Annotated in this window: 26 protein-coding genes; 15 read left to right on the forward strand and 11 right to left on the reverse strand. The window is 68.2% G+C overall.

Annotation, left to right across the window (positions count from 1 at the left end):
• The first annotated feature begins 138 nt into the window (after positions 1-138).
• The 5 genes from ISN75_RS04180 (at position 139) to ISN75_RS04200 (ending at position 4,707) form a co-directional block, all read left to right on the forward strand.
• Entirely contained in the window at positions 139-447 is a 309-nt protein-coding gene (locus tag ISN75_RS04180) for a hypothetical protein (protein WP_343819329.1), read from the forward strand.
• Positions 448-1,830 carry an ATP-binding protein gene (locus tag ISN75_RS04185; RefSeq protein WP_167252329.1) on the forward strand — a complete coding sequence of 461 codons (1,383 nt, stop codon included), beginning with the start codon at positions 448-450 and terminating at the stop codon, positions 1,828-1,830. It abuts the gene before it with no gap.
• Positions 1,831-1,922: 92 nt separating this feature from the next.
• Complete coding sequence (locus ISN75_RS04190) at positions 1,923-2,873, forward strand: SPFH domain-containing protein (protein ID WP_168648146.1); 951 nt, start codon at positions 1,923-1,925, stop codon at positions 2,871-2,873.
• 28 nt (positions 2,874-2,901) lie between these two features.
• Entirely contained in the window at positions 2,902-3,348 is a 447-nt protein-coding gene (locus tag ISN75_RS04195) for an NfeD family protein (RefSeq protein ID WP_167252327.1), read from the forward strand.
• Between the two features lie 60 nt (positions 3,349-3,408).
• Positions 3,409-4,707, forward strand: a complete 1,299-nt coding sequence (locus ISN75_RS04200; RefSeq protein WP_167252326.1) for a threonine/serine ThrE exporter family protein — start codon at positions 3,409-3,411, stop codon at positions 4,705-4,707.
• A gap of 158 nt (positions 4,708-4,865) precedes the next feature.
• Here the strand turns inward: ISN75_RS04200 and ISN75_RS04205 are convergent, their stop codons facing one another.
• The 3 genes from ISN75_RS04205 to ISN75_RS04215 all read right to left on the reverse strand — a co-directional run bounded on the left by ISN75_RS04205 (position 4,866) and on the right by ISN75_RS04215 (position 7,913).
• The gene (locus ISN75_RS04205; protein WP_167252325.1) at positions 4,866-5,195 is read right to left on the reverse strand and encodes an H-NS family nucleoid-associated regulatory protein; all 330 of its coding nucleotides are present in this window, start codon (positions 5,193-5,195) and stop codon (positions 4,866-4,868) included.
• A 311-nt stretch (positions 5,196-5,506) separates the two neighbouring features.
• Positions 5,507-7,204, reverse strand: a complete 1,698-nt coding sequence (locus ISN75_RS04210; protein WP_343819328.1) for a proline--tRNA ligase — start codon at positions 7,202-7,204, stop codon at positions 5,507-5,509.
• Between the two features lie 253 nt (positions 7,205-7,457).
• The gene (locus ISN75_RS04215) at positions 7,458-7,913 is read right to left on the reverse strand and encodes a DUF4124 domain-containing protein (protein WP_167252323.1); all 456 of its coding nucleotides are present in this window, start codon (positions 7,911-7,913) and stop codon (positions 7,458-7,460) included.
• A 125-nt stretch (positions 7,914-8,038) separates the two neighbouring features.
• On the opposite strand from ISN75_RS04215, the gene ISN75_RS04220 reads away from it, so the two are divergent.
• Genes ISN75_RS04220 through rimI form a run of 3 tightly spaced genes read left to right on the forward strand, consistent with a single transcriptional unit; the run spans position 8,039 to position 9,763 of the window.
• Positions 8,039-8,812, forward strand: a complete 774-nt coding sequence (locus ISN75_RS04220) for a CDP-alcohol phosphatidyltransferase family protein (RefSeq protein ID WP_167252322.1) — start codon at positions 8,039-8,041, stop codon at positions 8,810-8,812.
• Positions 8,809-9,288, forward strand: a complete 480-nt coding sequence (locus ISN75_RS04225) for a hypothetical protein (protein WP_167252321.1) — start codon at positions 8,809-8,811, stop codon at positions 9,286-9,288. The genes ISN75_RS04220 and ISN75_RS04225 overlap by 4 nt, the downstream gene beginning before the upstream one ends.
• 4 nt (positions 9,289-9,292) lie before the next feature.
• Positions 9,293-9,763 carry a ribosomal protein S18-alanine N-acetyltransferase gene (gene rimI / locus ISN75_RS04230; RefSeq protein ID WP_167252320.1) on the forward strand — a complete coding sequence of 157 codons (471 nt, stop codon included), beginning with the start codon at positions 9,293-9,295 and terminating at the stop codon, positions 9,761-9,763.
• A gap of 181 nt (positions 9,764-9,944) precedes the next feature.
• On the opposite strand, the gene ISN75_RS04235 is transcribed toward rimI, so the two are convergent.
• From ISN75_RS04235 to ISN75_RS04255, 5 genes are all read right to left on the reverse strand, one after another.
• On the reverse strand, positions 9,945-12,752 hold the full coding sequence (locus ISN75_RS04235; RefSeq protein WP_343819327.1) for a valine--tRNA ligase: 2,808 nt from the start codon (positions 12,750-12,752) through the stop codon (positions 9,945-9,947).
• Positions 12,753-13,079: 327 nt separating this feature from the next.
• Complete coding sequence (gene hemE, locus ISN75_RS04240) at positions 13,080-14,153, reverse strand: uroporphyrinogen decarboxylase (protein ID WP_343819326.1); 1,074 nt, start codon at positions 14,151-14,153, stop codon at positions 13,080-13,082.
• Position 14,154: 1 nt separating this feature from the next.
• Positions 14,155-14,415, reverse strand: a complete 261-nt coding sequence (locus ISN75_RS04245) for a WGR domain-containing protein (RefSeq protein ID WP_167252317.1) — start codon at positions 14,413-14,415, stop codon at positions 14,155-14,157.
• 66 nt (positions 14,416-14,481) lie between these two features.
• Positions 14,482-15,591 carry a 3-dehydroquinate synthase gene (aroB, locus tag ISN75_RS04250; protein ID WP_246866714.1) on the reverse strand — a complete coding sequence of 370 codons (1,110 nt, stop codon included), beginning with the start codon at positions 15,589-15,591 and terminating at the stop codon, positions 14,482-14,484.
• A complete protein-coding gene (locus tag ISN75_RS04255) occupies positions 15,588-16,127 on the reverse strand; it encodes a shikimate kinase (RefSeq protein WP_343819325.1) in 540 nt (179 codons plus the stop codon). Before ISN75_RS04255 ends, aroB begins: the two co-directional genes overlap by 4 nt.
• Before the next feature lie 26 nt (positions 16,128-16,153).
• On the opposite strand from ISN75_RS04255, the gene ISN75_RS04260 reads away from it, so the two are divergent.
• The 3 genes from ISN75_RS04260 (at position 16,154) to ISN75_RS04270 (ending at position 18,358) form a co-directional block, all read left to right on the forward strand.
• Positions 16,154-16,990 carry an SDR family oxidoreductase gene (locus tag ISN75_RS04260; RefSeq protein WP_343819324.1) on the forward strand — a complete coding sequence of 279 codons (837 nt, stop codon included), beginning with the start codon at positions 16,154-16,156 and terminating at the stop codon, positions 16,988-16,990.
• Between the two features lie 541 nt (positions 16,991-17,531).
• Entirely contained in the window at positions 17,532-17,873 is a 342-nt protein-coding gene (locus ISN75_RS04265; protein WP_167252314.1) for a YbjQ family protein, read from the forward strand.
• Positions 17,874-18,016: 143 nt separating this feature from the next.
• Positions 18,017-18,358, forward strand: a complete 342-nt coding sequence (locus tag ISN75_RS04270; protein WP_167252313.1) for a YbjQ family protein — start codon at positions 18,017-18,019, stop codon at positions 18,356-18,358.
• Positions 18,359-18,399: 41 nt separating this feature from the next.
• On the opposite strand, the gene ISN75_RS04275 is transcribed toward ISN75_RS04270, so the two are convergent.
• Complete coding sequence (locus ISN75_RS04275; protein WP_167252312.1) at positions 18,400-19,230, reverse strand: kinase; 831 nt, start codon at positions 19,228-19,230, stop codon at positions 18,400-18,402.
• A gap of 39 nt (positions 19,231-19,269) precedes the next feature.
• Between ISN75_RS04275 and pdxH the strand changes: the two genes are divergently transcribed.
• From pdxH to ISN75_RS04290, 3 genes are read left to right on the forward strand one after another with little or no spacing between them, the layout of a single operon-like run.
• Positions 19,270-19,857: a pyridoxamine 5'-phosphate oxidase gene (pdxH, locus tag ISN75_RS04280; RefSeq protein ID WP_167252311.1), complete on the forward strand. Its 588-nt coding sequence runs from the start codon at positions 19,270-19,272 to the stop codon at positions 19,855-19,857.
• A 41-nt stretch (positions 19,858-19,898) separates the two neighbouring features.
• Positions 19,899-20,339: a secondary thiamine-phosphate synthase enzyme YjbQ gene (locus ISN75_RS04285; protein WP_167252310.1), complete on the forward strand. Its 441-nt coding sequence runs from the start codon at positions 19,899-19,901 to the stop codon at positions 20,337-20,339.
• 42 nt (positions 20,340-20,381) lie between these two features.
• Entirely contained in the window at positions 20,382-21,182 is an 801-nt protein-coding gene (locus ISN75_RS04290; RefSeq protein ID WP_343819323.1) for a cobalamin-binding protein, read from the forward strand.
• A gap of 87 nt (positions 21,183-21,269) precedes the next feature.
• Here the strand turns inward: ISN75_RS04290 and ISN75_RS04295 are convergent, their stop codons facing one another.
• A complete protein-coding gene (locus tag ISN75_RS04295) occupies positions 21,270-21,845 on the reverse strand; it encodes a YggT family protein (RefSeq protein ID WP_167252308.1) in 576 nt (191 codons plus the stop codon).
• Positions 21,842-22,663: a pyrroline-5-carboxylate reductase gene (gene proC, locus ISN75_RS04300; protein WP_343819322.1), complete on the reverse strand. Its 822-nt coding sequence runs from the start codon at positions 22,661-22,663 to the stop codon at positions 21,842-21,844. Before proC ends, ISN75_RS04295 begins: the two co-directional genes overlap by 4 nt.
• Positions 22,664-22,992: 329 nt before the next feature.
• On the opposite strand from proC, the gene ISN75_RS04305 reads away from it, so the two are divergent.
• Positions 22,993-24,030 (forward strand): type IV pilus twitching motility protein PilT, encoded by a 1,038-nt coding sequence (locus ISN75_RS04305; protein ID WP_167252306.1) that lies wholly within the window; start codon positions 22,993-22,995, stop codon positions 24,028-24,030.
• The last annotated feature ends 157 nt before the right edge of the window (positions 24,031-24,187 follow it).

Here is a 24,187-nt window from a genome sequence, read left to right on the forward strand (position 1 = left end):
TGCTCCGCCCGGCCCCTCACCCCAACCCTCTCCCCGGAGGGGAGAGGGGGCAGAAGCGTGGCCATGCCTAAAGATGGTTGCCCGCCGCACCCGCCGCATATCAAGATGCCGCGATCCTGAGCCTCCTGGGGAACGAGCATGCGTCGATGGATGATGTTGGGCTTCATCGCGGCAACCTTCGCGGCGCACGCGCAATCCGCGCCACAGGCGAGCGACAGCTGGCAGCGGCCGGCGCCGCCGTCCAGCGTGGCCTATGGCAGCAGCCCGGCCGCCGGTACGCGCGATGGCCAGAGCGCCTTCCGTTTCAAGGACGACAAGCCCGGCGAGTCGCGCTTCAAGGTCGAAGGGTCGTCGCAGCGCAACAGTCGCGGCCCGCAATCGGTCTGCGATTCCGCCAACGCCGCCTGCAAGCAGGAACGGTCGCTGGGTTCCGGCCAGGGCCGCTGAGTGCTGCGGCGCCTCGACACCCTGCAGACCCGCCTGGCGCTGCTGCTGGGCCTGGCCTATGTGTCGGGCGCGCTGTTGTATATCGGCATTACCCAATGGCCGCTGCCGCAGCTGCTGCAGTGGATGAAGCACGATCTCGGCGTGACCGTGCAGCCGCCTTCGCACCTGGGCGTGTGGGGCGGGCTGGCGGTGAGCGCGGGCGTGGCGATTCCGCTGTCGATCTGGCTGGCGGGACGGGTGATGCATCCGCTCAACCGCCTGCTGCGCGCGCTGGAAGGCGCGGTGGCCAGCTATCGCGACGGCGATTTCAGTTTCTCCATCGCGGCGCGGCGCCATGACGAACTCGGCGACCTGATCCGCATGCACAACGCGCTGGGCCAGACCCTGCGCGAGCAGCGCCAGAACCTGGCCCAGCGCGAACTGCTGCTGGACACGGTGGTGCAGAACACGCCGGTGGCGCTGGTGCTGACCGACAGCATCGGCCGCGTCACCTACGCCAATATCGCCGCGCGCCATCTGTTCAACGAAGGGCGCACGCTGCACGGGCTGGATTTCCTCGAGCTGCTGGCCGATGCGCCCGATGCGCTGCGCCGCGCGGTGGAAGGCGGCGAGGACGCGCTGCTGACGGTGGAGATGGATGGCAGCGAAGAAACGTTCCATCTGTCGCAGCGCAGCTTCCGCCTGCAGGGGCGCCCGCACCGGCTGCAGCTGTTCCGCCGCATGACGCGCGAGCTGTCGCGACAGGAAGTGGCGACGTGGAAGCGCGTGATCCGCGTGATCAGCCACGAGTTGAACAACTCGCTGGCGCCGATTTCCTCGCTGGCGCATTCCGGCGCCGAGCTGGCGCGCCGCGGCCAGACCGAACGCCTGCCCGGCGTGTTCGCCACCATCGGCGAGCGCGCGCGGCACCTGCATGGCTTTATCGCCGGCTATGCCAATTTCGCCAAGCTGCCGGCGCCGCAGCCGGTGTCGATTCCGTGGCGGCCGTTCCTGGACAGCCTGGCCCTGCACTGCAAGTTCCGCGTCGAGGGCAGCCTGCCCGAGCAGGAAGGCTGGTTCGATGCGGCGCAGATCGAGCAGGTGCTGATCAACCTGGTGAAGAACGCGCACGAATCCGGCAGTGCCGAAGACGGCGTCAGCGTGTCGCTGACGGTGATCGGCCGCGACGTGCGCATCGAAGTGGCCGACCGCGGCCCCGGCATGAGCGAGACCGTGCTGGCGCAGGCGCTGCTGCCGTTCTATTCCACCAAGCGTTCCGGCACCGGCCTGGGGCTGGCCCTGGCGCGCGAAATCGTCGAGGCGCATGGCGGGCGCATCACCCTCGCCAATCGCGAGCAAGGCGGGCTGCGCGTTAGTTTGTTGTTGCCGTTGAAGCTGGCCTGAGGCCCGCGCGCATAGTGACGTCATAACGTAACCGCCCCCTGCCTGGACCTCCCCTATACTCCGCGCCATCGTCACGGACAGGAGGTTGGGCCATGGGTTCGCTTTTAGCGCTGGTGGTCGTGGTGGTTGCGGTCATCATGATCGCCAAGCTGGTACGCATCGTGCCGCAGGGCTACGAATGGACGGTGGAGCAGTTCGGCAAGTACACGCATACGCTCACGCCGGGCCTGCATTTCCTGATTCCCATCATGTACAGCGTCGGCCGCAAGGTGAACATGATGGAGCAGGTGCTCGACGTGCCCTCGCAGGACGTCATCACCAAAGATAACGCGGTGGTGCGCGTGGACGGCGTGGTGTTCTACCAGGTGCTGGACGCGGCCAAGGCAGCCTATGAAGTGTCCAATCTGGAACAGGCTGCGCTGGCGCTGATCATGACCAATATCCGCACGGTGCTGGGCTCGATGGATCTGGACGAATCGCTGAGCCAGCGCGATGCGATCAACGCGCAGCTGCTGCGCGTGGTCGACGAGGCCACCCATCCGTGGGGAGTCAAGGTCAACCGCATCGAGATCAAGGACATCGCGCCGCCGCGCGACCTGGTCGATTCGATGGCGCGCCAGATGAAGGCCGAGCGCGAGAAGCGCGCGCAGATCCTGGAGGCCGAGGGCCTGCGCCAGTCGGCGATCCTCAAGGCCGAGGGCGAGAAGCAGTCGGCGATCCTTTCCGCGGAAGGCAAAAAGGAAGCCGCGTTCCGCGAAGCCGAGGCGCGCATCCGCCTGGCCGAGGCCGAGGCGCAGGCGACCACGCTGGTTTCCAACGCGATCGCCAACGGCGACGTCAATGCGCTGAACTACTTCGTCGCCAACAAGTACGTGGAGGCGCTGAAGGAGATGGCGCATTCGCCGAACCAGAAGATGCTGCTGCTGCCGGTCGAAGCCACCGGCATCATCGGCTCGCTGGCCGGCATCGCGGAGCTGGCCAAGGAGTCGCTGGGCCAGCAGCAGGAGAAGAACACGGTGCGCCGCACGCCGCCGCCGGTCTGAAGCGCCGCATCGTCGAAGGGGGTTGGCCATGTTTCCGGATATCGCAACGCATTACCTGTGGTGGATCGTCGCCCTGGTGCTGATCGGCGCCGAGGTGCTGCTGCCGGGCTATTTCCTGCTGTGGATCGGCATCGGCGCGGCGGCCACCGGCCTGCTGGTGCTGGTGGCGCCGCTGCCGATGCTGGCGCAGGCGATCGCCTTCGTGGTGCTGGCCTTTCTGTCCTGCGCGATCTACTGGTACCAGGTGCGCCCGCGCATGCGGCGCACCGACCAGAGCGAGTCGCGGCTCAACCGCCGCGGCGAGCAGAACATCGGCCGGCAGTACGTGCTGGCCGAGGCCATCGTCAACGGCCGCGGCAAGGCACGCGTGGGCGACGGCCTGTGGCTGGTGAGCGGACCGGACCTGCCGGCCGGCGCCACCGTGGAAGTGGTGGCGGTGGAGGGCAATACGCTGCAGGTGAAGCCGGCCGCGTGAGGCCGCCATTCGGACGGCCAAACGTATTCAAGCCGACGCCTTCCGGGTGAGAATGCGGGCATGAGCTTCCCGCCTTCCTCGCCCGCCGGCTTCGCCGCGCCCACGCTGAACTTCGCCACCGCGGCGCTGAACACGCGCATCGCCTTCCTGGTGGAGCTGGCGCGGCGCCTGCACCAGTACGGCACCTCGGCGCCGCGCCTGGAAATGGCCATCGCCGGTTCGGCGGCGCGGCTGGGGCTGGCGGCGGAAGTGTGGTCCAGCCCGACCGCCATCATCATTTCCTTCTCCGACCAGGCGCAGGGCGACGACGGCGTGGCCCAGGTGACCCAGGTGATGCGCTTGCCGCCGGGCGACGTGAATCTCGCGCGCCTGTGCCAGGCCGACCTGATCGCCGACCAGGTGATCGCCGGCCAGATCGAATTGCGCGAAGGCTTCCGCCTGCTGCGCGAACTGGGCCGGCCGGATACGCGCCGCGCGCAGGCCGGCGTGATCGCCAGCTATGGCCTCGCCGCCGCCAGCATCGTCGCGCTGCTGCTGCACAGCTCCTGGGCCGACCTGCTGACCACCGCGGTGATCGGCCTGATGATCGGCACCATCAGCGTGCTGTCGGCCACGCGCCCGCGCCTGGCGGTGGCGAGCGAGGCGATCTGCGCGCTGGTCGGCACGGTGTTCGCGATCCTGGTCAGCGCGCTGGTGGTGCCGCTGGCGATCAAGTCGGTGATCCTGGCCGGCCTGATCATGCTGATGCCCGGCATGGCGCTGACCACCGCGGTGCGCGAGATCTCCAGCCAGCATCTGGTGGCCGGCATGGCCAGGATGGGCGGCGCGCTCGCCACCTTGCTCAAGCTGACCTTCGGCACCGTGGCCGGCGCGCAGCTGTGTGCCGCGGTCGGTATCTATCCGCGCGACTTCTCCTTGCCGCCGCTGCCCGCCTGGACCGAGCTGCCCGCGCTGCTGGTGGCCGCGATCGCCTTCGCCATGGCGTTCCGCGCGGCGCGGCGCGACTGGCTGGTGGTGATGGGTGCGGTGGTGGTGGGCTATGCGTCCACGCGCTGGGGCGGCCTGGTCGCGGGGCATCTGCCGGCGGCGCCGTTCGGCGTGTTTCTCGGTGGCTTTCTGCTGGGCGCGCTGTCCAATGTTTATGCGCGCTTTGCGCACCGGCCGGGCGCGGTCGTGCGCGAGCCGGGGATTATCCTGCTGGTGCCCGGCAGCGTAAGTTTCCGCAGCGTGTCGTATCTGCTGGAGCGCGATACGGTGCTGGGTTTCGATACCGGCGTATTGCTGGTGACCCTGCTGATTTCGCTGGTGGCCGGCTTGCTGTTCGGCGACCTGCTGGTGGCGCCGCGGCGTTCGCTGTAGCCGCCGCGATTAACCTGCCGGGTGCGCCGGGTTAATGCCGGATGCGGTGACGCGTTGCAGATGTTCCATGTTGCATAAACGATGCACTTCGAATGACGCGAATGGAAAAGAAAACGCCGGCGCAAGGCCGGCGTTTTCTTTTACGCGGAGCGCGGCGATCAGATCGCCAGGTCCTTTTCCTTCTTGCCCGCCTTCAGCGCGTCGTTGAACCAGCGCGGACGCTTGCCGCGGCCGGACCAGGTCTGTTCCGGATCGGCCGGGTTGCGGTACTTCGGCGGCACGATGCCGCCGCTCTTGCGCGGGCCCTTGGCCGCGCGGCCCTGGCCGAACACGTCGTCGAACGCGAAGCCTTCGGCCTTGATCAGGGCGTGGATCTTTTCACGCAGCTTGACGACCTTGTCCTTGCGCAGTTCGGTCTGGCGCGACTGCGCCTTGGCGATCAGGTCGTTGAGCTGGTTATGGTTGAGATTCTTGATATCGACAGCCATGACTACTCCCGGGTGATGAGCCATTAACGGCATTATGGTTGTTTTAGGTGCAATGGATCGAATCGGTATTGCGCGGGGGATTCTGGATGATCCGTTCGGGAATTGCAAAATACCGGAGTTATTCCCCGGTAATGCACTCGCGCCAGCTTAACGGGGCATTATTCATCCGATTCCTAATTCGGAAGCGGATGATTAACCCGTAATTGGGCGGGACGGCCTGGCTTGGCTGCCGTTTTTCATGCCTTGCGCGTCACAAAATTGAGAACGGCCGCACAAGGCGGCCGTTCTGCGCACACTTCACCCGGAAAGAATCAGCCGAGCAGGGAGAACAATTCCTCGGTATTAATCGCCCGGGCTTCCGCCTCATGGCGCGCCCGGTATTCCAGCGTGCCGGCGGCGATGCCGCGCTCGCTGACCACCACGCGGTGCGGAATGCCGATCAGCTCCATGTCGGCGAACATCGCGCCGGGGCGCAGGCCGCGGTCGTCCAGCAGCACCTCGATGCCGCGCTGCCGCAGCTGCGCGTACAGCGCCTCCGCGGCCTGGGTGACCTCGGGCAGGCCCTTGGGATTGATCATGCACACGGCCACGCGCCACGGCGCCATGGCTTCTGGCCAGATGATGCCGGCCTCGTCGTGGCACTGCTCGATGGCGGCGGCCACGATGCGGCTGATGCCGATGCCGTAGCAGCCCATCAGCATCACCTGGGCCTTGCCGTTCTCGTCCAGCACGGTGGCCTTGAGCGCTTCGGCGTACTTGCCGCCGAGCTGGAATACATGGCCGACCTCGATGCCGCGGCCCATGCGCAGGCTGCCCTTGCCGTCCGGCGAAGGATCGCCGTCGACCACCTTGCGGATGTCTTCGACACGGGTGACGCGGGCATCGCGCTCCCAGTTCGCGCCGGTGTAGTGGGTGCCGTCCTGGTTGCCGCCGCAGACGAAGTCCGCCAGCACGGCGGCGCTGCGGTCGACGATCACGGGGATCTCCGCCGGCAGGCCGGCCGGGCCGATAAAGCCGGGGCGGGTGCCGGTAACGGCGAGAATCTCCGCCTCGGTGGCCAGCACCGATTCGCCCGGCATCTCGGCCAGCTTGCCGGCCTTCACTTCGTTGACCTCGTGGTCGCCGCGCACGCACAGCGCGACCAGGCCCTTGCTGCCCTGGACCAGGATGGTCTTGACGCACTGGCTGGGCTCGACCTTGAGGAAGGCGGCCACTTCGTCGATGGTCTTCTGCGCAGGCGTGTCCACGCGCTTGAGTTCGGCGGAAGGCGCCGGACGCGCGGCGACGGGCGCCAGCGCCTCGGCCTTCTCGATATTCGCTGCGTAATCGGAACCATCCGAGAACACCAGGGCATCCTCGCCGGAATCGGCCAGCACCTGGAATTCGTGGCTGGCATTGCCGCCGATGGCGCCGGTGTCGGCCTGCACCGCGCGGAACTTCAGGCCCAGGCGGGTGAAGATGCGCGCGTAGGCGTCGTACATGGCCTGGTAGGTCTGGCCCAGGGATTCCTGCGTGAGGTGGAAGGAGTAGGCGTCCTTCATCACGAACTCGCGCGCGCGCATCACGCCGAAGCGCGGGCGGATCTCGTCGCGGAACTTGGTCTGGATCTGATAGAAGTTGACCGGCAGCTGCTTGTAGCTCTTCAGCTCGTTGCGCGCGAAGTCGGTGATCACCTCTTCGGCGGTGGGCGCGTAGCAGAACTCCTGCTCCTTGCGGTCCTTGATCTTCAGCAGCTGGCCGCCGAACTTCTGCCAGCGGCCGGTTTCTTCCCACAGCTCGCGCGGCTGGATGGTCGGCATCAGCAGCTCGATCGCGCCGGCGCGGTCCATTTCCTCGCGCACCACCTGCTCGACCTTGCGCATCACGCGCAGGCCCAGCGGCGCCCAGGTGTACAGGCCGGCGGCGAGCTTGCGGATCATGCCGGTGCGCAGCATCAGCTGATGGCTGGCGATCTCGGCGTCGGCGGGCACTTCCTTGACGGTGGCCAGGTGGTATTGGCTGAGGCGCATGCGGGGGGCGTTCCGGCGGGTAAAGAAGCCGAGTATAGCGATTCCCGATTGGCCTGATTTCCTCGATCTTCCCAAGGCGAACCCTTCTCCCTTCGGGAGAAGGTGGCGGCAGCCGGATGAGGGTGCGGGCGGAGCGGTGCACATCAATCTCGCGCTCCGCCCGCACCCACACCCCAACCCCTCTCTCCCACAGGGACTACCTACGGGTCGCCAGGGGGAGAGGGGTTCAACGTCGCGGCGATCGATGCGCGGCTTACTCGTTCGGGCAGTACTGCTTGTACTGCGCCTCGGCGGTGGACTGCTGCTGCTTGCGCTGCGCGTCGTCCAGCACCTTGGCCTGGTTGCCTTCCTGCACCACCACCGGCTTCTTGTCGCGCAGGATGTCCAGGTTGCCCTTGAGCGTGCTGCAGAGCTTCTTGCGGTTTTCCGGGGTGTCGGCCACCGGCGCCTGGGCCGGCCCCTCGGCGGAGCCGGTGGTCTGTTCGCGGCCGCTGCCTTCCTTGGCCGGCTGGGCCGGCGCGGACGACGAGGACTGCGGAATGCCGGACAGGGTGATCTTCTTGGACGTGCCGCCCTTCGGCGGCGGGGTGTCGGAGTAGTGCACGGAGCCGCTGGCGTCGGTCCATTTGTAGACCTGCTGGGCCGCGGCCGGCAGGGCGAAGGCCAGGGGGGCGAGCAGCAGGGCGGCGGCGATCAGCGGGCGACGCATGGTCTTCTCCGGGGAAACTGGAAGGCGGGACAGGGCGGAAAAACGCTCGGCGCCCTTGTTAGCACCCGCACGGATAGGACTCAAGCGATGGTTTACACTGCGCGCATTCCGTCACGGATTGATCCATGAGCGAGACCACGCCCGTCCGCCCGCCGCGCCACCGGGGCATCTACCTGCTGCCCAACCTGTTCACCACGGGAGCCATGTTCGCCGGCTTCTACGCGATCGTGGCCAGCATCGGCGGCAGCTACAGCGACGCGGCCATCGCGGTGTTCGTGGCCGCCGTGCTGGACGGCATGGACGGCCGCGTGGCGCGCCTCACCGGCACGCAGAGCGAGTTCGGCGTGCAGTACGACTCGCTGTCCGACCTGGTCAGCTTCGGCCTGGCGCCCGCGCTGGTGATGTACACCTGGTCGCTGTCCACGCTCAAAGCCTATGGCCCGCTGTGGGGCAAGCTGGGCTGGGCCGCCGCCTTCATCTATGCCGCCTGCGCGGCGCTGCGCCTGGCCCGCTTCAACACCCAGGTGGGCGTGGCCGACAAGCGCTATTTCCAGGGCCTGGCCAGCCCGGCCGCCGCCGCGGTATGCATGTCCTTCGTGTGGAGCATGGACAAGTTCGGCGTGGGCGGCGACGAGCTGTGCTTCTTCACCCCGTTCATGGCGGTGCTGGTGGGCCTGCTGATGGTCAGCCGCTTCCGCTACTACAGCTTCAAGTCGCTGCCGATGGGCGAGCGCGACCGCGTGCCGTTCCTGTGGATCATCGTGGGCGTGCTGATCCTGATCCCGTTCCTGGTCGATCCGCCGCGCGTGCTGTTCGTGGTGTTCACCCTGTACCTGCTGTCCGGCCCGGCCCTCACCTTGTGGGGCCGCGCCACCCGCCGCCGCCGCGGAGCGGCATGAGCGCGATGGCGCCGTCCGGTTCCATGCATCGTTCGCGCGTGCTGCGCGCGCTGGGCGTCACCCCGTGGGTGCGGCGCGACGCGCCGTCGATGCCGTCCACGCCCACGGATGATGCGCCCGCCGCGGAAACCGCCGCCGGCCATTGCGTGGTGCTGCTGCCCGCCGGCTGCGAGCCGCGCGCGCTGGACCTGCTCGGCCGCGCGCTGACCGCCTTCGGCCCGGCGCTGGCCCGTGCCGCGCGCATCGAGGTGCGCGACGGGCGCCTCGCCGCCGTGCCGCTGGCCAAGGCCTACCTGGTGTTCGGCGAGGCCCAGGCGCATGCGCTGGGCCGCGAATTGCCCGCGGCGATGCTGCAGCAGGCGCATATCGTGCTGGCCGACGAGCCCGGCGCGGTGCACGGTTCCGGCGCCGGCAAGCGGCGCTTATGGACGGCGCTGCGCAGCCTGCGCCGCGCCCTGGCCGAGACCGCGGGCTGAGGCCATGGTCGCGGTCGCACGGCCCCATGCCGAAGTCCGCGCCATGCGCCGCGAAGACCTGCCCGGCGTCGCCGCGCTGGAACGCGCTGCCTACGACTTCCCGTGGAGCGAAGGCATCTTCGGCGACTGCCTGAAAGCCGGGCATCCGGCCTGGGTGCTATGGGTGGAAGGCGAGATGGCCGGCTACGGCGTGCTCTCCGTCGCCGCCGGCGAGGCCCACGTGCTCAACCTGTGCATCAGCCAGAACCACCGCGGCCTGGGCCTGGGCCGGCACCTGCTGCGCCGCCTGCTGGACGTGGCGCGCTGGAACGGCGCCGAGCGGGTGTTCCTGGAAGTACGCCCGTCGAATCCGGTGGCGCAGACCTTGTACCGCTCGATCGGCTTCGAGGAGATCGGCCGCCGCCCGAATTACTACCCGGCGAAGCAGGGCAGGGAAGACGCGATCGTCATGGCGCTGGATTTCGCCGCGCCCTGACGCGCTTCTTGCTCCCTCTCCCCTCCGGGGAGAGGGTTGGGGTGAGGGGCCGGGCGGAGCGTTGAGCTGAGGGTCATTACAAGCCCAAAAAGCTTTTGCTCACTCCGTAGAAGCGTTATCGCGAGCACCCGCCCCTCATCTGCCTGCCGGCATCTTCTCCCCGAAGGGGAGAAGAGTTCACTTAGCCAAGCTTCAACAACTGCTCCCGCAACGCACTCAACTGCGTGCCCCAATCCGCAATGCGCTGACGCTCCTGCGCCACCACGTCCGCCGGCGCATTCGCCACGAAGTTGGCATTGCCCAGCTTGCCCTCGCACTTCCTGATCTCGCCTTCGATACGGCCGATCTCCTTGCCCAGGCGCGTCTTCTCCGCGCCCACGTCGATCAGTCCGGCCAGCGGAATCAGCACGCGCATCGAACCCACCACCGCGGCCGCGGCGGCCGGCTCGTCCGCGCCGGCGTCGATCCACTGCGGCGCATCCACGCGCGCCAGGAAGGCGATCTGCGCGGCGAACTTCGCGGCGCGCGCGCGATCGGCGGCGTCGCCGTCGGCCAGCAGCAGCGGGATGGTCTTGCCCGGCGCGATATTCATTTCCGAGCGGATGCGGCGGATGCCGCTCAGCACGTTCTTGAACCACTCGACTTCGGCGGTGGCCGCCTCGTCGGCCGCGATGTCGCCGGCCTTCGGCCACGGCCGGCGCAGCAGGGCCGCCTCGGTGAGGCCCAGCAGCGGCGCCACCGACTGCCAGATCTCCTCGGTAATGAACGGCACGATCGGATGCAGCGCGCGCAGCACCGTCTCCAGCACCACCAGCAGGGTGCGGCGGGTGGAAGCGGCGGCGGCCGCGTCGTCGCCGTTGAGCGCCGGCTTGGACAGTTCCAGGAACCAGTCGCAGTACTCGTTCCAGACGAACTCGTACAGCTCCTGCGCGAGCAGGTCGAAGCGGTAGGTAAGGAAGTGCTGTTCGACGTCGCCCAGCGTTTGCTTGAGGCGCGTGAGGATCCAGCGCTCCGCTTCCGTCGCCGGCGGCGTGCCGGCCGCGGCGATGGCGCCGTTCTCCACGTTCATCAGCACGAAGCGCGCGGCGTTCCACAGCTTGTTGCAGAACGCCTTGTAGCCTTCGGCGCGCTTGATGTCGAAATTGATGGTGCGGCTGTAGCTGGCCAGCGCGGCGAAGGTGAAGCGCAGCGAGTCGGTGCCGATCGCGGGAATGCCGGCCGGGTAATCCTTGCGGATGCGCTTTTCCACTTTCTCGCGCACCTGCGGAATCAGCAGCGACTTGGTGGACTTCTCCACCAGCGGCTCCAGCTCGATGCCGTCGATCAGGTCCAGCGGGTCCAGCGTATTGCCCTTGGACTTGGACATCTTCTGGCCTTCGGCGTCGCGCACGATGGCATTGATGTACACCTCGCGGAACGGCACCTGGCCGGTGAAGTATTTGGTCGCCATCACCATGCGCGCGACCCAGAAGAAGATGATGTCGAAGCCGGTGACCAGCACCGCGCTGGGCAGGAAGATCTTGTCCGCCTGCCAGTCGGCCACCACTTCGCCGCGCTCGTTCTTCACCGGGCCGTCCGCCGGCCAGCCGAGCGTGGAGAACGGCCACAGCGCGGAACTGAACCAGGTATCGAGCACGTCCTCGTCCTGGCGCAGCGCGCCGACCGGCGGCACCGCGGCATGTGCGCGCGCGTCGGCTTCGTTCTCGCCCACGAAGATGTTGCCGGCCTCGTCGTACCACGCCGGAATGCGATGGCCCCACCACAGCTGGCGGCTGATGCACCAGTCCTGGATGTTCTCCAGCCACTGCGTGTAGGTGGTGCTCCAGTTCTCCGGCACGAACTTGATCTCGCCCGAGCGCACGGCGTCCAGCGCCGGCTCGGTGATCGCCTTGCGGCCGTTGTCGCTGGTGAGGTCGACGAACCACTGGTCGGTGAGCATCGGCTCGATCACCGCGTCCGAGCGCTGGCTCACCGGCACCTGCAGCTTGTGCGGTTTGGTTTCGACCAGCAGGCCTTCGGTTTCCAGGTCGGCCAGCACGCGCTTGCGCGCTTCGAAGCGGTCGAGGCCGCGGTACTGTTCCGGCGCGTTCTCGTTGACCTTCGCGTCCAGCGTGAAGATGTTGATCGGCGCCAGGTTGTGGCGCTGGCCGATGGCGTAGTCGTTGAAGTCGTGCGCCGGCGTGATCTTGACGAAGCCGGTGCCGAATTCGCGGTCGACGTAGTCGTCGGCGATCACCGGAATCTCGCGGTTCGACAGCGGCAGGCGCAGCATCTTGCCGACCAGGTGCGCGTAGCGCTCGTCTTCCGGATGCACCGCCACGGCGACGTCGCCGAGCATGGTTTCCGGACGCGTGGTGGCGACGACGACGCTGTCGCTGTTGTCCACGGTGTAATAGCGGATCGACCACAGGTGGCCGTCGCGCTCCACGTTGTTCACTTCCAGGTCCGACACGGCGGTGCCCAGCGCCGGGTCCCAGTTCACCAGGCGGTTGCCGCGATAGATCAGCCCCGCGCGGAACCACTCCACGAACACCTTGCGCACCGCGGACGACAGCCCCTCGTCCATGGTGAAGCGCTCGCGCGACCAGTCGGCGGCGACGCCCAGGCGGCGCATCTGGTTGGTGATGGTGGAGCCGGATTCCTCCTTCCACTGCCACACGCGCTCGACGAAGGCCTCGCGGCCCAGGTCGTGGCGGGTCTGTCCGGCGGCGGCAAGCTGGTTCTCCACGATCTTCTGCGTGGCGATGCCGGCGTGGTCGGTGCCTACTTGCCACAGCGTGTTGAGGCCGCGCATGCGCTGGTAGCGGATCAGCATGTCCATCACGGTCTGCTGGAACGCATGGCCCATGTGCAGGGTGCCGGTGACGTTCGGTGGCGGCAGCAGGATGCAGTACGGCTCGCCGTGTCCCGAAGGCTGGAAGTCGCCGCTGGCTTCCCAGCGCGCATACCACTTCGACTCGATCTGGCGGGGCTCGAAACTCTTGTCCATCGGGGGCTCGTCATGGCGCGCCGGGGCGGGCGCGTGGGTGGAAACGGGATAAAGACCCTGGATTGTAAGGGTGGGGGCTGGGGGCTGCCAAAAACAGGCTGGGGCGGACCTGTCCGGATGCGAACCCTTCTCCCTGCCGGGGAGTACGAGGGGAGGGCACAGGGATGTGCCCGGCTCCGAGGAGCGAGGAAGGTGGCGGCAGCGGGATGAGGGGCGGGGCTCGCGATGGAGGATCGACAGGGCGAGGCTTGCTTGCTGCTCCCGCTTCTACGCTCCGGCCGACCCCTCACCCCGGCCCTCTCCCCGCAGGGGAGAGGGGGTACGTCTTCAGGCCCTGGCGCGTACTACGCGGCCATAGGCATGCACTTCATCCACCAGCACCTTCACGCGCTCCGGATCCACCTCCGGCGTAATCCCATGCCCCAGGTTGAACACATGGCCCGGGTGGTTGCCGAAGCTGTCCAGCACGGCGCGCGCCTCGCGGCGGATGGTCTCGGGGTTGGAACGCAGCACGGCGGGGTCGAGGTTGCCCTGCAGGGCCACGCGGCCGCCGACGGCGGCGCGGGCGTCGGCCAGGTCGATGGTCCAGTCCACGCCCAGGGCGGCGCAGCCGGTGTCGGCCATCGCCGACAGGTGGCGGTGGGCGCCCTTGGAGAACAGGATCACCGGCAGCTCGCGCGCATGCGCGTCGGCCTTCAGCGCATCGACCACCTGGGCCATGTAGCGCAGCGAGAACTCGCGGTACGGCGCGGGGCCGAGCATGCCGCCCCAGGTGTCGAACACCATCAGCGCCTGCGCGCCGGCCGCGGCCTGCGCGGCGAGATAGGCGGCCACCGAGCGGGCCAGCGTGTCGAGCAACTGGTGCGCGAGCTTCGGCTCGTTCCAGCACATGGCCTTGAGCGTGGCGAAATCGCGCGAGCCTTCGCCTTCGACCATGTAGCAGGCCAGCGTCCAGGGGCTGCCGGAGAAGCCGATCAGCGGCACGCGGCCGTGCAGCTCGCGGCGGATCGTGCGCACCGCATCCATCACGTAGCGCAGCTCGCCGTCCATGTCGGGCACGCCGAGCTTGTCGACGTCGGCCCGCGTGCGCACCGGATGCGCGAACTGCGGACCCTCGCCCTGCGCGAAGCTGAGCCCCAGGCCCATCGCGTCGGGAATGGTGAGGATGTCGGAGAACAGGATCGCCGCATCCAGGTCGAAGCGCTCCAGCGGCTGCAGGGTCACTTCGCAGGCCAGTTCCGGCGACTGCGCCAGCGCCATGAAGCTGCCGGCGCGGGCGCGGGTGGCGCGGTATTCCGGCAGGTAGCGGCCGGCCTGGCGCATCACCCAGATCGGGGTGGTGTCGGTGGGTTCGCGGCGCAGGGCGCGCAGGAAGCGGTCGTTCTTCAGGGGTTCGCTCATTTCAACGTCCGTACGGGCCGTCCATGCCCTGGCTGAACATCAGGCGGTAGCCGCGCTTGAGCTGCGCGTCGCGCGCCTTCTCGAACGCCGCGATGGCGTCGTCGCGCTCCAGGAATTGCTCGCGCTTGAGGCTGGCCTTGCCGCCCTGCACGCCGGTCTCGCGGTACAGCGTCCAGCCGCCGAGCAGATCCTGCTCCAGCACGATCTGGACGTAGCGGGGCGCTTCGCCGGAGCTGGGCGCGGTTTGCAGGTAGAGGCGCATGGAAGGCTGCATGGTGGATAGGGGGCGGTGGGCCGCGAGTTGGGCATTCTAGCCAGAAGGCGGGCCTCAGGCCGAAGTCGCCTCGCGCAGCGTGGCCAGTACTTCGCCTTCGTCCACCCCGCCGACGATCTCCGCCCGCCCGATGCCGCGCCACAGGATCAGCCGCAGCGTGCCGGCGGTGTTCTTCTTGTCCAGGCGCATCAGGGCGAGCAGGGCCTGCGGGTCCATGCCGGCGGGAATCGCGGTGGGCAGGCCCAGCCGTTCCAGCAGGCGCTGCAGGCGCGCGGTATCCGCCGCGACGCTCATGCCCAGCCGCTCGGACAGGCGCGCGGCCAGCAGCATGCCGACCGCCACGCCTTCGCCATGCAGCAGGGCGGTGTACTTGCCGGCGGTTTCCAGCGCGTGGCCGAAGGTGTGGCCCAGGTTGAGCAATGCACGTTCGCCTTGCTCGGTTTCGTCGCGGGCCACCACGCCGGCCTTGTACTGCACCTTGCGCGCGATCGCCTCGACCAGCGGTGCGGTGTCGCGCGCGGCCAGTGCGTCGGCCTGCTGTTCCAGCCACTCGAAGAACGGCAGGTCGCCGATCGCCGCGCCCTTCACCACCTCGGCCAGGCCGGCGCGGTATTCGCGCTGCGGCAGGGTGGCGAGGGTGTCGATGTCGGCCACCACCGCGCGCGGCTGGTGGAAGGCGCCGACCAGGTTCTTGCCGGCCGGCAGGTTCACGCCGGTCTTGCCGCCGACGGAGGAATCGACCATGGCCAGCAGGGTGGTCGGCATCTGGATGAAGTCGATGCCGCGCATCCAGCAGGCCGCGCTGAAGCCGGCGAGGTCGCCGACCACGCCGCCGCCCAGCGCCACCACGCAGGCGTCGCGGGTGGCGCCCAGCCGGGCCAGTGCGTCCAGTGCGCGGCCCACGTTGTCGAAGGTCTTGTGCGCCTCGCCGTCGTCGAGCAGGAAGGCCGACCACTGCAGGCCTTCCAGCCCCGCGGCCACGCGCTCCAGATACAGCGGCGCCACCGTGGTGTTGCTGATCACCAGCGCATGGCGGCCGCGCAGCATGGCGCGCCAGCGCGCGCGGTCGCCGAGCAGGCCGGGGCCGATCCATACGGGATACGCGCGCTCGCCGAGGGCGACGTCGATGCTGCGCGGGGAAGAGGTGTGGTGGTTCATGCTCATGCGGCCTGCTGGCGCTGCCAGTGCTGGTCGATCAGGGCGATGCTGCGTTCGCTGGCGGCGAGCACGAGTTCGTGCTCGCCGGGGATCACCAGGTCGGCGACATCGGCATACAGCGGCGTGCGGATGCCCGCCATGGATTCAAGCTTCGCGCGGCGGTCCTCGCCGGCCAGCAGCGGGCGGCTGCGGTCGCGGGCCAGGCGTTCGAGCTGCTGCTCCACCGTGGCCTGCAGCCACAGCACGTAGCCGCGCTCGGCCAGCAGCCGGCGGTTGGCCGGGTCCAGCACGGCGCCGGCGCCGGTGGCCAGCAGCACGCCGCGGCGCGCGCTGCACGCTTCCAGCAGGGTGCTTTCGCGGCGGCGGAAGCCGGCCTCGCCTTCCAGTTCGAACACGGTGCTCACGGTGGTGCCGCAATGGCGCTCGATTTCCTGGTCGAGATCCAGGAACTCCAGCCCATAATGCGCGGCCAGCCGCCGGCCGATCGACGTCTTGCCGGCGCCGGTCGGACCGACCATGAACAGGTTGCACGAGGGATTCATATGCCGACTTTAACAGCAGGCCACGCATGACCGGACGGGTGCTGCTGGCCGGATGCGGCGATCTTGGGCTGCGCGTGGCGCAGCGTCTGCTGGCGCGCGGCGACGAGGTATGGGCGCTGCGGCGTTCACCTGTGCGTGACGGCGAGCATGGTGTGCGCTGGGTGCGCGGCGATCTGACGCAGCCGGAGAGTCTGCGCGCGCTGCCGGAGGGGATCACCCGGGTGGTGTATGCGCCGACGCCCGGGGTGCGCGAGGAGGCCGCGTATCGCGCGGTCTTCGTCGATGGCTTGAAGGGTCTGCTCGGGGCGCTGTCCGCCGCGCCGCTGGAACGCGTGCTGTTTGTTTCTTCCAGCGCGGTCTATGGCGAGCATGGCGATGCCTGGGTGGACGAAGAGACGCCGCCGTCGCCGCCGGGTTTCAATGGCCGCGTGTTGCTGGAAGCGGAGCGGTGGCTCGCCGCGCAGAGCGTGCCGTCGATCAGCCTGCGCCTGGCGGGGATCTATGGGCCGGGGCGCATGCAGTTGCTCGAACGCTTGCGCGCGGGCGAGGCGCGGGTGCCGCGGGATCCGCCGCATTGGTCGAATCGCATTCATGTGGATGATGCGGCGGGGGCGGTCGTGCATTTGCTGGGTGTGGCTGCGCCTGAGCGCGTGTATGTCGGCGTGGACGATGCGCCGTTGCCGATGCATGTGTTGTATGAGCACCTTGCAGGGTTGATGGGGGCGCCGTGTCCGGCGGGTGGGGGGGCGCCGCTGGGGGTTGGCAGCAAGCGGTTGAGTAATGCGCGGTTGCGGGGGAGTGGGTTTGTGGTTGGGTGGCCGGATGCGCGGGAGGGGTATCGCGCGTTGCTGCGGGGATCGTGATGAGGGGGCTCGTCATCCCGGCGTAGGCCGGGATCCAGTAACGGTATCGCTTGGTTTTCGCGTTATCGCGAATGGGCCGCTTATGCAGCGGGCATTTCGGACGCCTGCCGGCGCCCGAGTCACTTTCTCTTTGCTGGCTCAAAGAGAAAGTAACCAAAGAGAAATAGCCTCAGAGCAAAGGCTCGCGACGCGACTAGAAGGAGCGGTGGGCGGCCGCGGTAACCTGATTAACCTGGGTCTACACGAAACGGCAGTGCGTTTACGTAACGCGTGCTTCAACGTGCCGTTGCCGAGAGGACGTTCAAGAACCGAGGCCAGCTTTTGCTCTTCGCCCCTGTATGCCCCACCACCGCACTTCTCCCTCTCCCCTCCGGGGAGAGGGTCGGGGTGAGGGGCCGGGCGGAGCGGGGTGTTGCAGGTCGCGGTGTGCTGAAAGCTTTTCCGCCTGCTTTCATAGAAATCCGGCCCTCGTCAGGTGGCACATCCCGAGGCTCCGAGGCTATGGGAACATCGGCGCTTCACCACCACCAAGGAGCGATCCATGGCACACGTTTCTCCGAATATGGTCACCACCGGCAACGAGCTGCCGGGTTATCGCGTCGTGCGGCCGATGGGTATCGTGCGGGGGATTACCGTGCGGTCGCGCAGCATCGTCGGGAATCTGGGGGCGGCGCTGCAGACGCTGGTCGGCGGCAATATCTCGATTTATACCGAGTTGTGCGAGAAGGCGCGCGAGGAAGCGTTCGAGCTGATGCTGCAGCATGCGGGACAGCACGGTGCCAATGCGGTGGTGGCGATGCGGTATGACGCCAACGACGTGGCGGAAGGCGTTACCGAGGTGCTGGCGTATGGGACGGCGGTGCTGGTCGAGCCGCTCACCTGAGGCTGCGGTGCCGCGCGGGGTTCGCAGGCGACCGGAAAGCGTCGCCTGTCGACCGGATGCCGGGTTCAAAAATCTTCTGGCATACGTCCCGCGGCTGGAGGCCATGAAAGCATCCGCGCTCCATTCATCGAAAAGGAGTGCGCATGTCTCATATCCGCTTGCATCTGATCAGCACCGGCAATGATCTGCCGGGCTACCGCGTCGTCCGCCCCTTGGGCATCGCGCGCGGACTTACCGTGCGCTCGCGCAGCATTGTCGGTACTTTGGGCGCGAGCCTGCAGACGCTGATCGGCGGCAATATTTCGCTGTATGCCGATCTGTGCGAGAAGGCGCGCAGGGAAGCATTCGAGTCGATGCTTCGACATGCTGGGGACTTGGGTGCCAACGCCGTGGTGGCGATGCGCTATGACGCCAACGAGGTCATGGCCGGGGTGACCGAGGTGCTGGCTTACGGCACCGCCGTGATGGTCGAACCCTTGTCCTGAGCCGGATGCGCGGGCCATGCCGGGCCCGCGCGCCGCCGGCTTCAGAAATGGCTGAGCCCGGTGACGTGCCGCTGCGTGTCGTACTCCACGCAGGTGTCGGCCAGTGCGGGCAGGATGGCCAGGGCGTGGCGGCTCAGGCGTTCGAAGTGGGCGAGGAAGTGTTCCATCGCGTTCGCGTCCATGGCCAGCGGCGCATGGCGGGCGAGCAGTTCCTCTTCCTGCTGGCTGCGCCACTGGCGCACCACTTCCCAGTTCGGCGCCTGCAGCACCACCAGCGCGTCCAGCTTGCGCCATAGCGGCTGGTAGCCGCGCAGCTGCTTGTTGACCCAGTGGCGCCAGGTGCCGTCGGGGTCTTCGTCGCGTTCCATGGCATTGACGGGCTCGTCCAGCGCCGACTGCAGCTGCGGCTTGATGCCCAGCGCCCAGCCTTCCAGCACAATGAGCTTGGGCGGGCGGGTGATCCGGGGCCAGCGCGAGGGCGGCATGCGCGTGTCGCGGCCCTTGTCGAAGCGCGGATAGGTGACCGGCAGCTTCTCCGACGCATGCGGCAGGGCGGCCAGCACCGACATCAGCAATTCGATCTCATGCGTGCCGGGCACGCCGCGGGTCTTCAGCAGCGGATGGATCTGGTGGGCGAGCGATTCGCGCTCGCTGCGGCTGTAATAGAAGTCGTCCAGCGCCAGCACCTCGGTGGCCAGGCCGCGCGCCTCGGCCTGGGCCTTCACCTCCCGCGCCAGGGTGCTCTTGCCGCTGCCCTGCAGGCCGGAGATGCCCAGCAGGTAGGGTCGCCGCGAGCGGGCGATGCGGCCGGCGTACTGATCCAGCAGGAGTCCCGCCAGGGTCGAATTCTGCGTGATAGCATCGTTAACCATCCGCGCATGATGACGCGCGCCGGCCACGATTCAAGACCCATGCTGAAACCCGAAATCCTCGAGACCTTCCAACAGCTGCTGGAGGGTGCCCGGGCCAGCGGCGACCCCGAGCCCACCGCCATGACGCTCGCCACCGCCGATGCCGGCGGCCGCGTGAGCTCGCGGGTGGTGCTGCTCAAGGGCGCCGACGAGCGCGGCTTCCGTTTCTTCACCAACTACCAGAGCGACAAGGGCAGCGAGCTCGAAGCGCATCCGCAGGTGGCGCTGTGCTTCCACTGGAAGCTGCTGCGCGACGGTGTGCAGGTGCGCATCGAAGGCGCCGCGCGCAAGCTGATGGAAGAGGAGTCGGATGCCTACTTCGCCAGCCGGCCGCGCCTGAGCCAGATCGGTGCCTGGGCCTCGCTGCAGTCGCAGACCCTGCCGGACCGCGACACCTTCGAGCAGCGCGTGGCGCGCTACGAGCAGGAGTTCGATGGCCGCGACGTCACGCGTCCGCCGCACTGGGGCGGCTATGTGGTGGAGCCGGACATGATCGAGTTCTGGTACGGCGCGCAATACCGCCTGCACGAACGCGTCCGCTGGAGCCGCCACGGCCAGACCTGGACGCACCGCATGCTTTATCCCTGAAGCTTGCGCCGCAAGCTTTATCCCTGGAGGAGACTGCAGCCATGACCCGAGCCGCGCCCGCCGGACACGTCGCCCAGCAAGGCTTCACCGTGCATACGCGCGGCCGCGGTTTCAGCGAGATCACCGACAAGGTGACCGAGGCGGTCATGGCGGCGGGCGTGCATACCGGCATCGCCCACGTCTTTACCACGCACACCAGCTGCTCGCTGCTGATCAGCGAGAACGCCGACCCCGCGGTGCGCGACGACCTGGAGCGCTGGTTTGCCCGCGCCGTGCCCGACGGCGACGCGATCTTCCGGCACGACGCCGAAGGCCCGGACGACATGCCGGCGCACGTGCGCTCCATCCTCACCGGCGTCAGCCTCACCTTGCCGGTGCACGGCGGCAAGCTGCTGCTGGGCACCTGGCAGGGCGTGTACCTGTGGGAGCACCGGCACGATCCGCACCAGCGCAAGGTCACCGTGACCGTGCTGGGTCACTGAGCCGCACCTGCGCTTTCACCCCGCGCTTTTTTCGCCGAGACCATGCCCACCGACGCATTTCCGCACCGCATCGTCTGCCTCACCGAAGAACCCACCGAAGTCCTCTACGCGCTGGGCGAGGAGCACCGCATCGTCGGCATCTCCGGCTTTACCGTGCGGCCGGCGCGGGCGCGTAAGGAGAAGCCGAAGGTGTCGGCTTTCACCAGCGCCAAGATCGGCGAGATCCTGAAGCTGGAGCCGGACCTGGTGATCGGTTTCTCCGACATGCAGGCCGACATCGCGCGCGAGCTGATCAAGGCCGGCGTGGAAGTGTGGATCAGCAACCATCGCAGCGTGGACGGCATCCTGGCCTATATCCGCCGGCTCGGCGCGATGGTGGGCGCGGGCGCCAAGGCCGAGGCCTATGCGCAGGAAGCCGAACGCCATATCGCGAAGATCCGCGCGGCCGCCGAAGCGCTGCCGAAGCATCCGCGCGTCTATTTCGAGGAGTGGGACGAGCCGCTGATCACCGGCATCCGCTGGGTGGCCGAGCTGGTGCGCATCGCCGGTGGCGAGGACGTGTTTCCGCATCAATCCGGCGAGTCGCTGGCCAAGCACCGCATCCTGGCCGATCCCGGCGAGGTGGTGCGCGCGGCGCCGGAGGTGATCTTCGGCTCGTGGTGCGGCAAGCGCTTCCGGCCCGAGCATGTGGCCGCAAGGCCAGGCTGGGACGCGATCCCGGCGGTGCGCAGCGGCGACGTGGTGGAGATCAAGTCGCCGCTCATCCTGCAGCCGGGGCCGGCCGCGCTGTTCGACGGGCTCAGCGAAATGCATCGGCATATCGCCGCCTGGGCCGCGAAATAGCGGCGTAGGTTGGGGTAAGCGCAGCGCACTCCAACGCCATCGCCACGTTGGGGTGCGCTGCGCTTACCCCAACCTGCGCCGATGGCGTCAGCGCCCCAGCGCGAGCTGCACGCCCAGCGCGGTAAGCGGCGCGGCCACCAGGATGCGCAGCAGCACCAGCACGATCACCGCGATCCACGGCGAGAAATCCAGTCCGCCGGCCACCAGCTTGCCGCGCAGCGGACGCAGCACCGGCGCCACCAGGTTGCCGACCAGGCGCAGCGCGGGGTGGCGCTGGTCCATCGGGAACAGGCTCAGCAGCGACCAGATGAAGATCAGCACCAGGTAGGTGAGCAGCACGAAGTCGAGCAGGTCGGCCAGGCCCAGCACCAGCAGGCCGAGCGGATCGGGCGCCTGCCCGTAGAGCGCGAACGTCACCAGCCGCTGCAGCAGCATCAGCACCCACAGCAGCAGCACGCAGGCCAGGTTGATGCGGCGCCAGTTCGGCAGCACGCGGCGCAGCGGCGCCAGCACCGGATTGGTGTAGCGGTAGAGGAACTGGCTCAGCGGATTGTTGAAGTCCGCGCGCGTGGCCTCGGCCAGCAGGCGCAGCAGGAACAGCGTGCAGACCGCGCCGAAGACGAGGTCGACCAGGAAGGAAACGGCATTCAGCAGATAGCTCACGGGGCGTCATCCAGGGCGGCGGCCAGTTCCTCGCCGCGGCGGGTAGCGGCGGCGACGGCGCGCGCCACCATGCGCGGCAGCCCGTCGGCGCTGAAGCTTTCCAGCGCGGCCTGGGTGGTGCCGTTGGGCGAGGTCACCCGGCGGCGCAGCTCGGACGGGTCCTCGCCGCTTTCGGCCAGCATGCGGCCGGCGCCCAGGCAGGTCTGCGCGGCCAGCGCACGCGCGGTTTCGCGCGGCATGCCCTGGGCCACGGCGGCGTCTTCCAGCGCTTCGACCAGGGCGAAGAAATAGGCCGGGCCGGAACCGGACAGCGCGGTCACCGTATCCATCAGCGACTCGTCTTCCAGCCAGCGGGTGAGGCCGGCGGCGTCCAGGATGCGCTGCGCCACGGCACGCTGCGGCGGGCTGACCCGGCTGTTGGCGCACAGGCCGGTGGCGCCGGCGCCGATCAGGGCCGGCGTATTGGGCATGCAGCGCACGATCGGCAGGGCGCCGAACCAGCGTTCGAGCTGGTCGATGCGCACGCCGGCGGCGATCGAGATCAGCAGCGGGCGATGCTGGCGCAGCACGTCCTGCAGTTCGGCGCGCAGCGCCGGCATCACCTGCGGCTTCACCGCCAGCAGCACCACGTCGGCCTCGGCCGCGGCGGGCCGGGCATCGGCATAGCAGGCCACGCCGAATTCGCGGCCCAGCTCCTGGCGCGCCTCGGCGCGCGGCTCGGCCACGCTGACGGAGGAGGCCGCGATCCCGGTCTTGAGCAGGCCGCCGATCAGGCTGCGCGCCATGTTGCCTCCGCCGATGAAAGCGATGCGGGTCATGCGGGTTCCTTGGGGGACGTGGGGGCCATACCTTACCCGTAGGTTGGGGTGAGCGCAGCGAACCCCAACGGACGCCGCCGGATCATCCGGGTTCGGGTCCTGGCTGCGTTGGGGTTCGCCTGCGGCTCACCCCAGCCTACGGCGCCATTACGGGGTTATCACTTTCAAACATCGGCCACCCGAAAGACTGGCTCCTGTCGCCGCGCCGCGAGTAGTATCGGGCCGCTGCGAGGGGGACCCGCCAGGGTGGCAGCGCTCAGGCCGAGCCAGGCCGCCCGCGACCGTTCCCCACGCCGTACCGCCCAAAGTGAACGCTCGAAGGGGAACGCATGGATATCGCCGAACTACTGGCCTTCTCGGTGAAGAACAAGGCGTCGGACTTGCACCTGTCCGCCGGCCTGCCGCCGATGATCCGCGTGGACGGCGACGTCAGGCGCATCAACATCCCGGCGCTGGAGCACAAGCAGGTGCACGCGCTGATCTACGACATCATGTCGGACAAGCAGCGCCGCGACTACGAGGAATTCCTCGAGGTCGACTTCTCCTTCGAGATTCCCGGCCTGGCCCGCTTCCGCGTCAACGCGTTCAACCAGAACCGCGGCGCCGGCAGCGTGTTCCGTACCATTCCGTCCGAAGTGCTGACCCTGGAAGACCTCGGCGCCCCGCGCATCTTCCGCGAGCTGATCGAGCAGCCGCAGGGCCTGATCCTGGTCACCGGCCCGACCGGTTCGGGCAAGTCCACCACGCTGGCGGCGATGGTCGACCACATCAACAAGAACGAATACGGCCACATCCTCACCATCGAGGACCCGATCGAATTCGTGCACACCTCGCAGAAGTGCCTGGTCAACCAGCGCGAGGTGCACCGCGACACCCACGGCTTCAACGAGGCGCTGCGCTCGGCGCTGCGCGAAGACCCGGACTTCATCCTGGTGGGCGAGCTGCGCGACCTGGAAACCATCCGCCTGGCGCTGACCGCCGCGGAAACCGGCCACCTGGTGTTCGGCACCCTGCATACCAGCTCGGCGGCCAAGACCATCGACCGCATCATCGACGTGTTCCCCGCCGGCGAGAAGCCGATGGTGCGCTCGATGCTGTCCGAATCGCTGCGCGCGGTGATCTCGCAGTCGCTGCTGAAGAAGGTGGGCGGCGGCCGCATGGCGGCGCACGAGATCATGGTCGGCATCCCGGCCATCCGCAACCTGATCCGCGAGGACAAGGTGGCGCAGATGTACTCCTCCATCCAGACCGGCCAGCAGTACGGCATGCAGACCCTCGACCAGAACCTGCAGGACCTGGTCAAGCGCGGCCTGATCACGCGCCAGCAGGCCGCGGCGTACGCCAGGAACAAAGAGGTTTTCAAGTGAAAACGGGAACGGGGAACGGGGAGCGGGGAACATGGTGCTTGTCGCGAGCCTTGGCACGCGCGCGCCGTGAGGTGCGGTTGAAGCAGTGCGCCGCGCTCCGTGATGCCCTTCAAGTTCCCCGTTCCCCGTTCCCCGTTCCCCGCTCCAAGGGAGCCAC

This window comes from Dyella marensis (genome assembly GCF_049532885.1).
In the GTDB taxonomy this organism is placed as follows: domain Bacteria; phylum Pseudomonadota; class Gammaproteobacteria; order Xanthomonadales; family Rhodanobacteraceae; genus Dyella_D; species Dyella_D marensis.

Bases quoted from the DNA above. Each gene is read 5' to 3' on its own strand.
- ISN75_RS04210 (WP_343819328.1), bottom strand. From the start codon at position 7,204: ATGCGCCTCAGCCAATACCACCTGGCCACCGTCAAGGAAGTGCCCGCC.
- ISN75_RS04265 (WP_167252314.1), top strand. From the start codon at position 17,532: ATGGCACACGTTTCTCCGAATATGGTCACCACCGGCAACGAGCTGCCG.
- ISN75_RS04305 (WP_167252306.1), top strand. From the start codon at position 22,993: ATGGATATCGCCGAACTACTGGCCTTCTCGGTGAAGAACAAGGCGTCG.
- ISN75_RS04270 (WP_167252313.1), top strand. From the start codon at position 18,017: ATGTCTCATATCCGCTTGCATCTGATCAGCACCGGCAATGATCTGCCG.
- ISN75_RS04235 (WP_343819327.1), bottom strand. From the start codon at position 12,752: ATGGACAAGAGTTTCGAGCCCCGCCAGATCGAGTCGAAGTGGTATGCG.
- ISN75_RS04260 (WP_343819324.1), top strand. From the start codon at position 16,154: ATGACCGGACGGGTGCTGCTGGCCGGATGCGGCGATCTTGGGCTGCGC.
- ISN75_RS04225 (WP_167252321.1), top strand. From the start codon at position 8,809: ATGAGCGCGATGGCGCCGTCCGGTTCCATGCATCGTTCGCGCGTGCTG.
- ISN75_RS04205 (WP_167252325.1), bottom strand. From the start codon at position 5,195: ATGGCTGTCGATATCAAGAATCTCAACCATAACCAGCTCAACGACCTG.
- ISN75_RS04255 (WP_343819325.1), bottom strand. From the start codon at position 16,127: ATGAATCCCTCGTGCAACCTGTTCATGGTCGGTCCGACCGGCGCCGGC.
- ISN75_RS04290 (WP_343819323.1), top strand. From the start codon at position 20,382: ATGCCCACCGACGCATTTCCGCACCGCATCGTCTGCCTCACCGAAGAA.
- ISN75_RS04275 (WP_167252312.1), bottom strand. From the start codon at position 19,230: ATGGTTAACGATGCTATCACGCAGAATTCGACCCTGGCGGGACTCCTG.
- ISN75_RS04220 (WP_167252322.1), top strand. From the start codon at position 8,039: ATGAGCGAGACCACGCCCGTCCGCCCGCCGCGCCACCGGGGCATCTAC.
- proC (WP_343819322.1), bottom strand. From the start codon at position 22,663: ATGACCCGCATCGCTTTCATCGGCGGAGGCAACATGGCGCGCAGCCTG.
- ISN75_RS04190 (WP_168648146.1), top strand. From the start codon at position 1,923: ATGGGTTCGCTTTTAGCGCTGGTGGTCGTGGTGGTTGCGGTCATCATG.
- rimI (WP_167252320.1), top strand. From the start codon at position 9,293: ATGGTCGCGGTCGCACGGCCCCATGCCGAAGTCCGCGCCATGCGCCGC.
- hemE (WP_343819326.1), bottom strand. From the start codon at position 14,153: ATGAGCGAACCCCTGAAGAACGACCGCTTCCTGCGCGCCCTGCGCCGC.
- ISN75_RS04195 (WP_167252327.1), top strand. From the start codon at position 2,902: ATGTTTCCGGATATCGCAACGCATTACCTGTGGTGGATCGTCGCCCTG.
- aroB (WP_246866714.1), bottom strand. From the start codon at position 15,591: ATGAGCATGAACCACCACACCTCTTCCCCGCGCAGCATCGACGTCGCC.
- ISN75_RS04180 (WP_343819329.1), top strand. From the start codon at position 139: ATGCGTCGATGGATGATGTTGGGCTTCATCGCGGCAACCTTCGCGGCG.
- ISN75_RS04215 (WP_167252323.1), bottom strand. From the start codon at position 7,913: ATGCGTCGCCCGCTGATCGCCGCCGCCCTGCTGCTCGCCCCCCTGGCC.
- ISN75_RS04285 (WP_167252310.1), top strand. From the start codon at position 19,899: ATGACCCGAGCCGCGCCCGCCGGACACGTCGCCCAGCAAGGCTTCACC.
- ISN75_RS04200 (WP_167252326.1), top strand. From the start codon at position 3,409: ATGAGCTTCCCGCCTTCCTCGCCCGCCGGCTTCGCCGCGCCCACGCTG.
- pdxH (WP_167252311.1), top strand. From the start codon at position 19,270: ATGCTGAAACCCGAAATCCTCGAGACCTTCCAACAGCTGCTGGAGGGT.
- ISN75_RS04245 (WP_167252317.1), bottom strand. From the start codon at position 14,415: ATGCGCCTCTACCTGCAAACCGCGCCCAGCTCCGGCGAAGCGCCCCGC.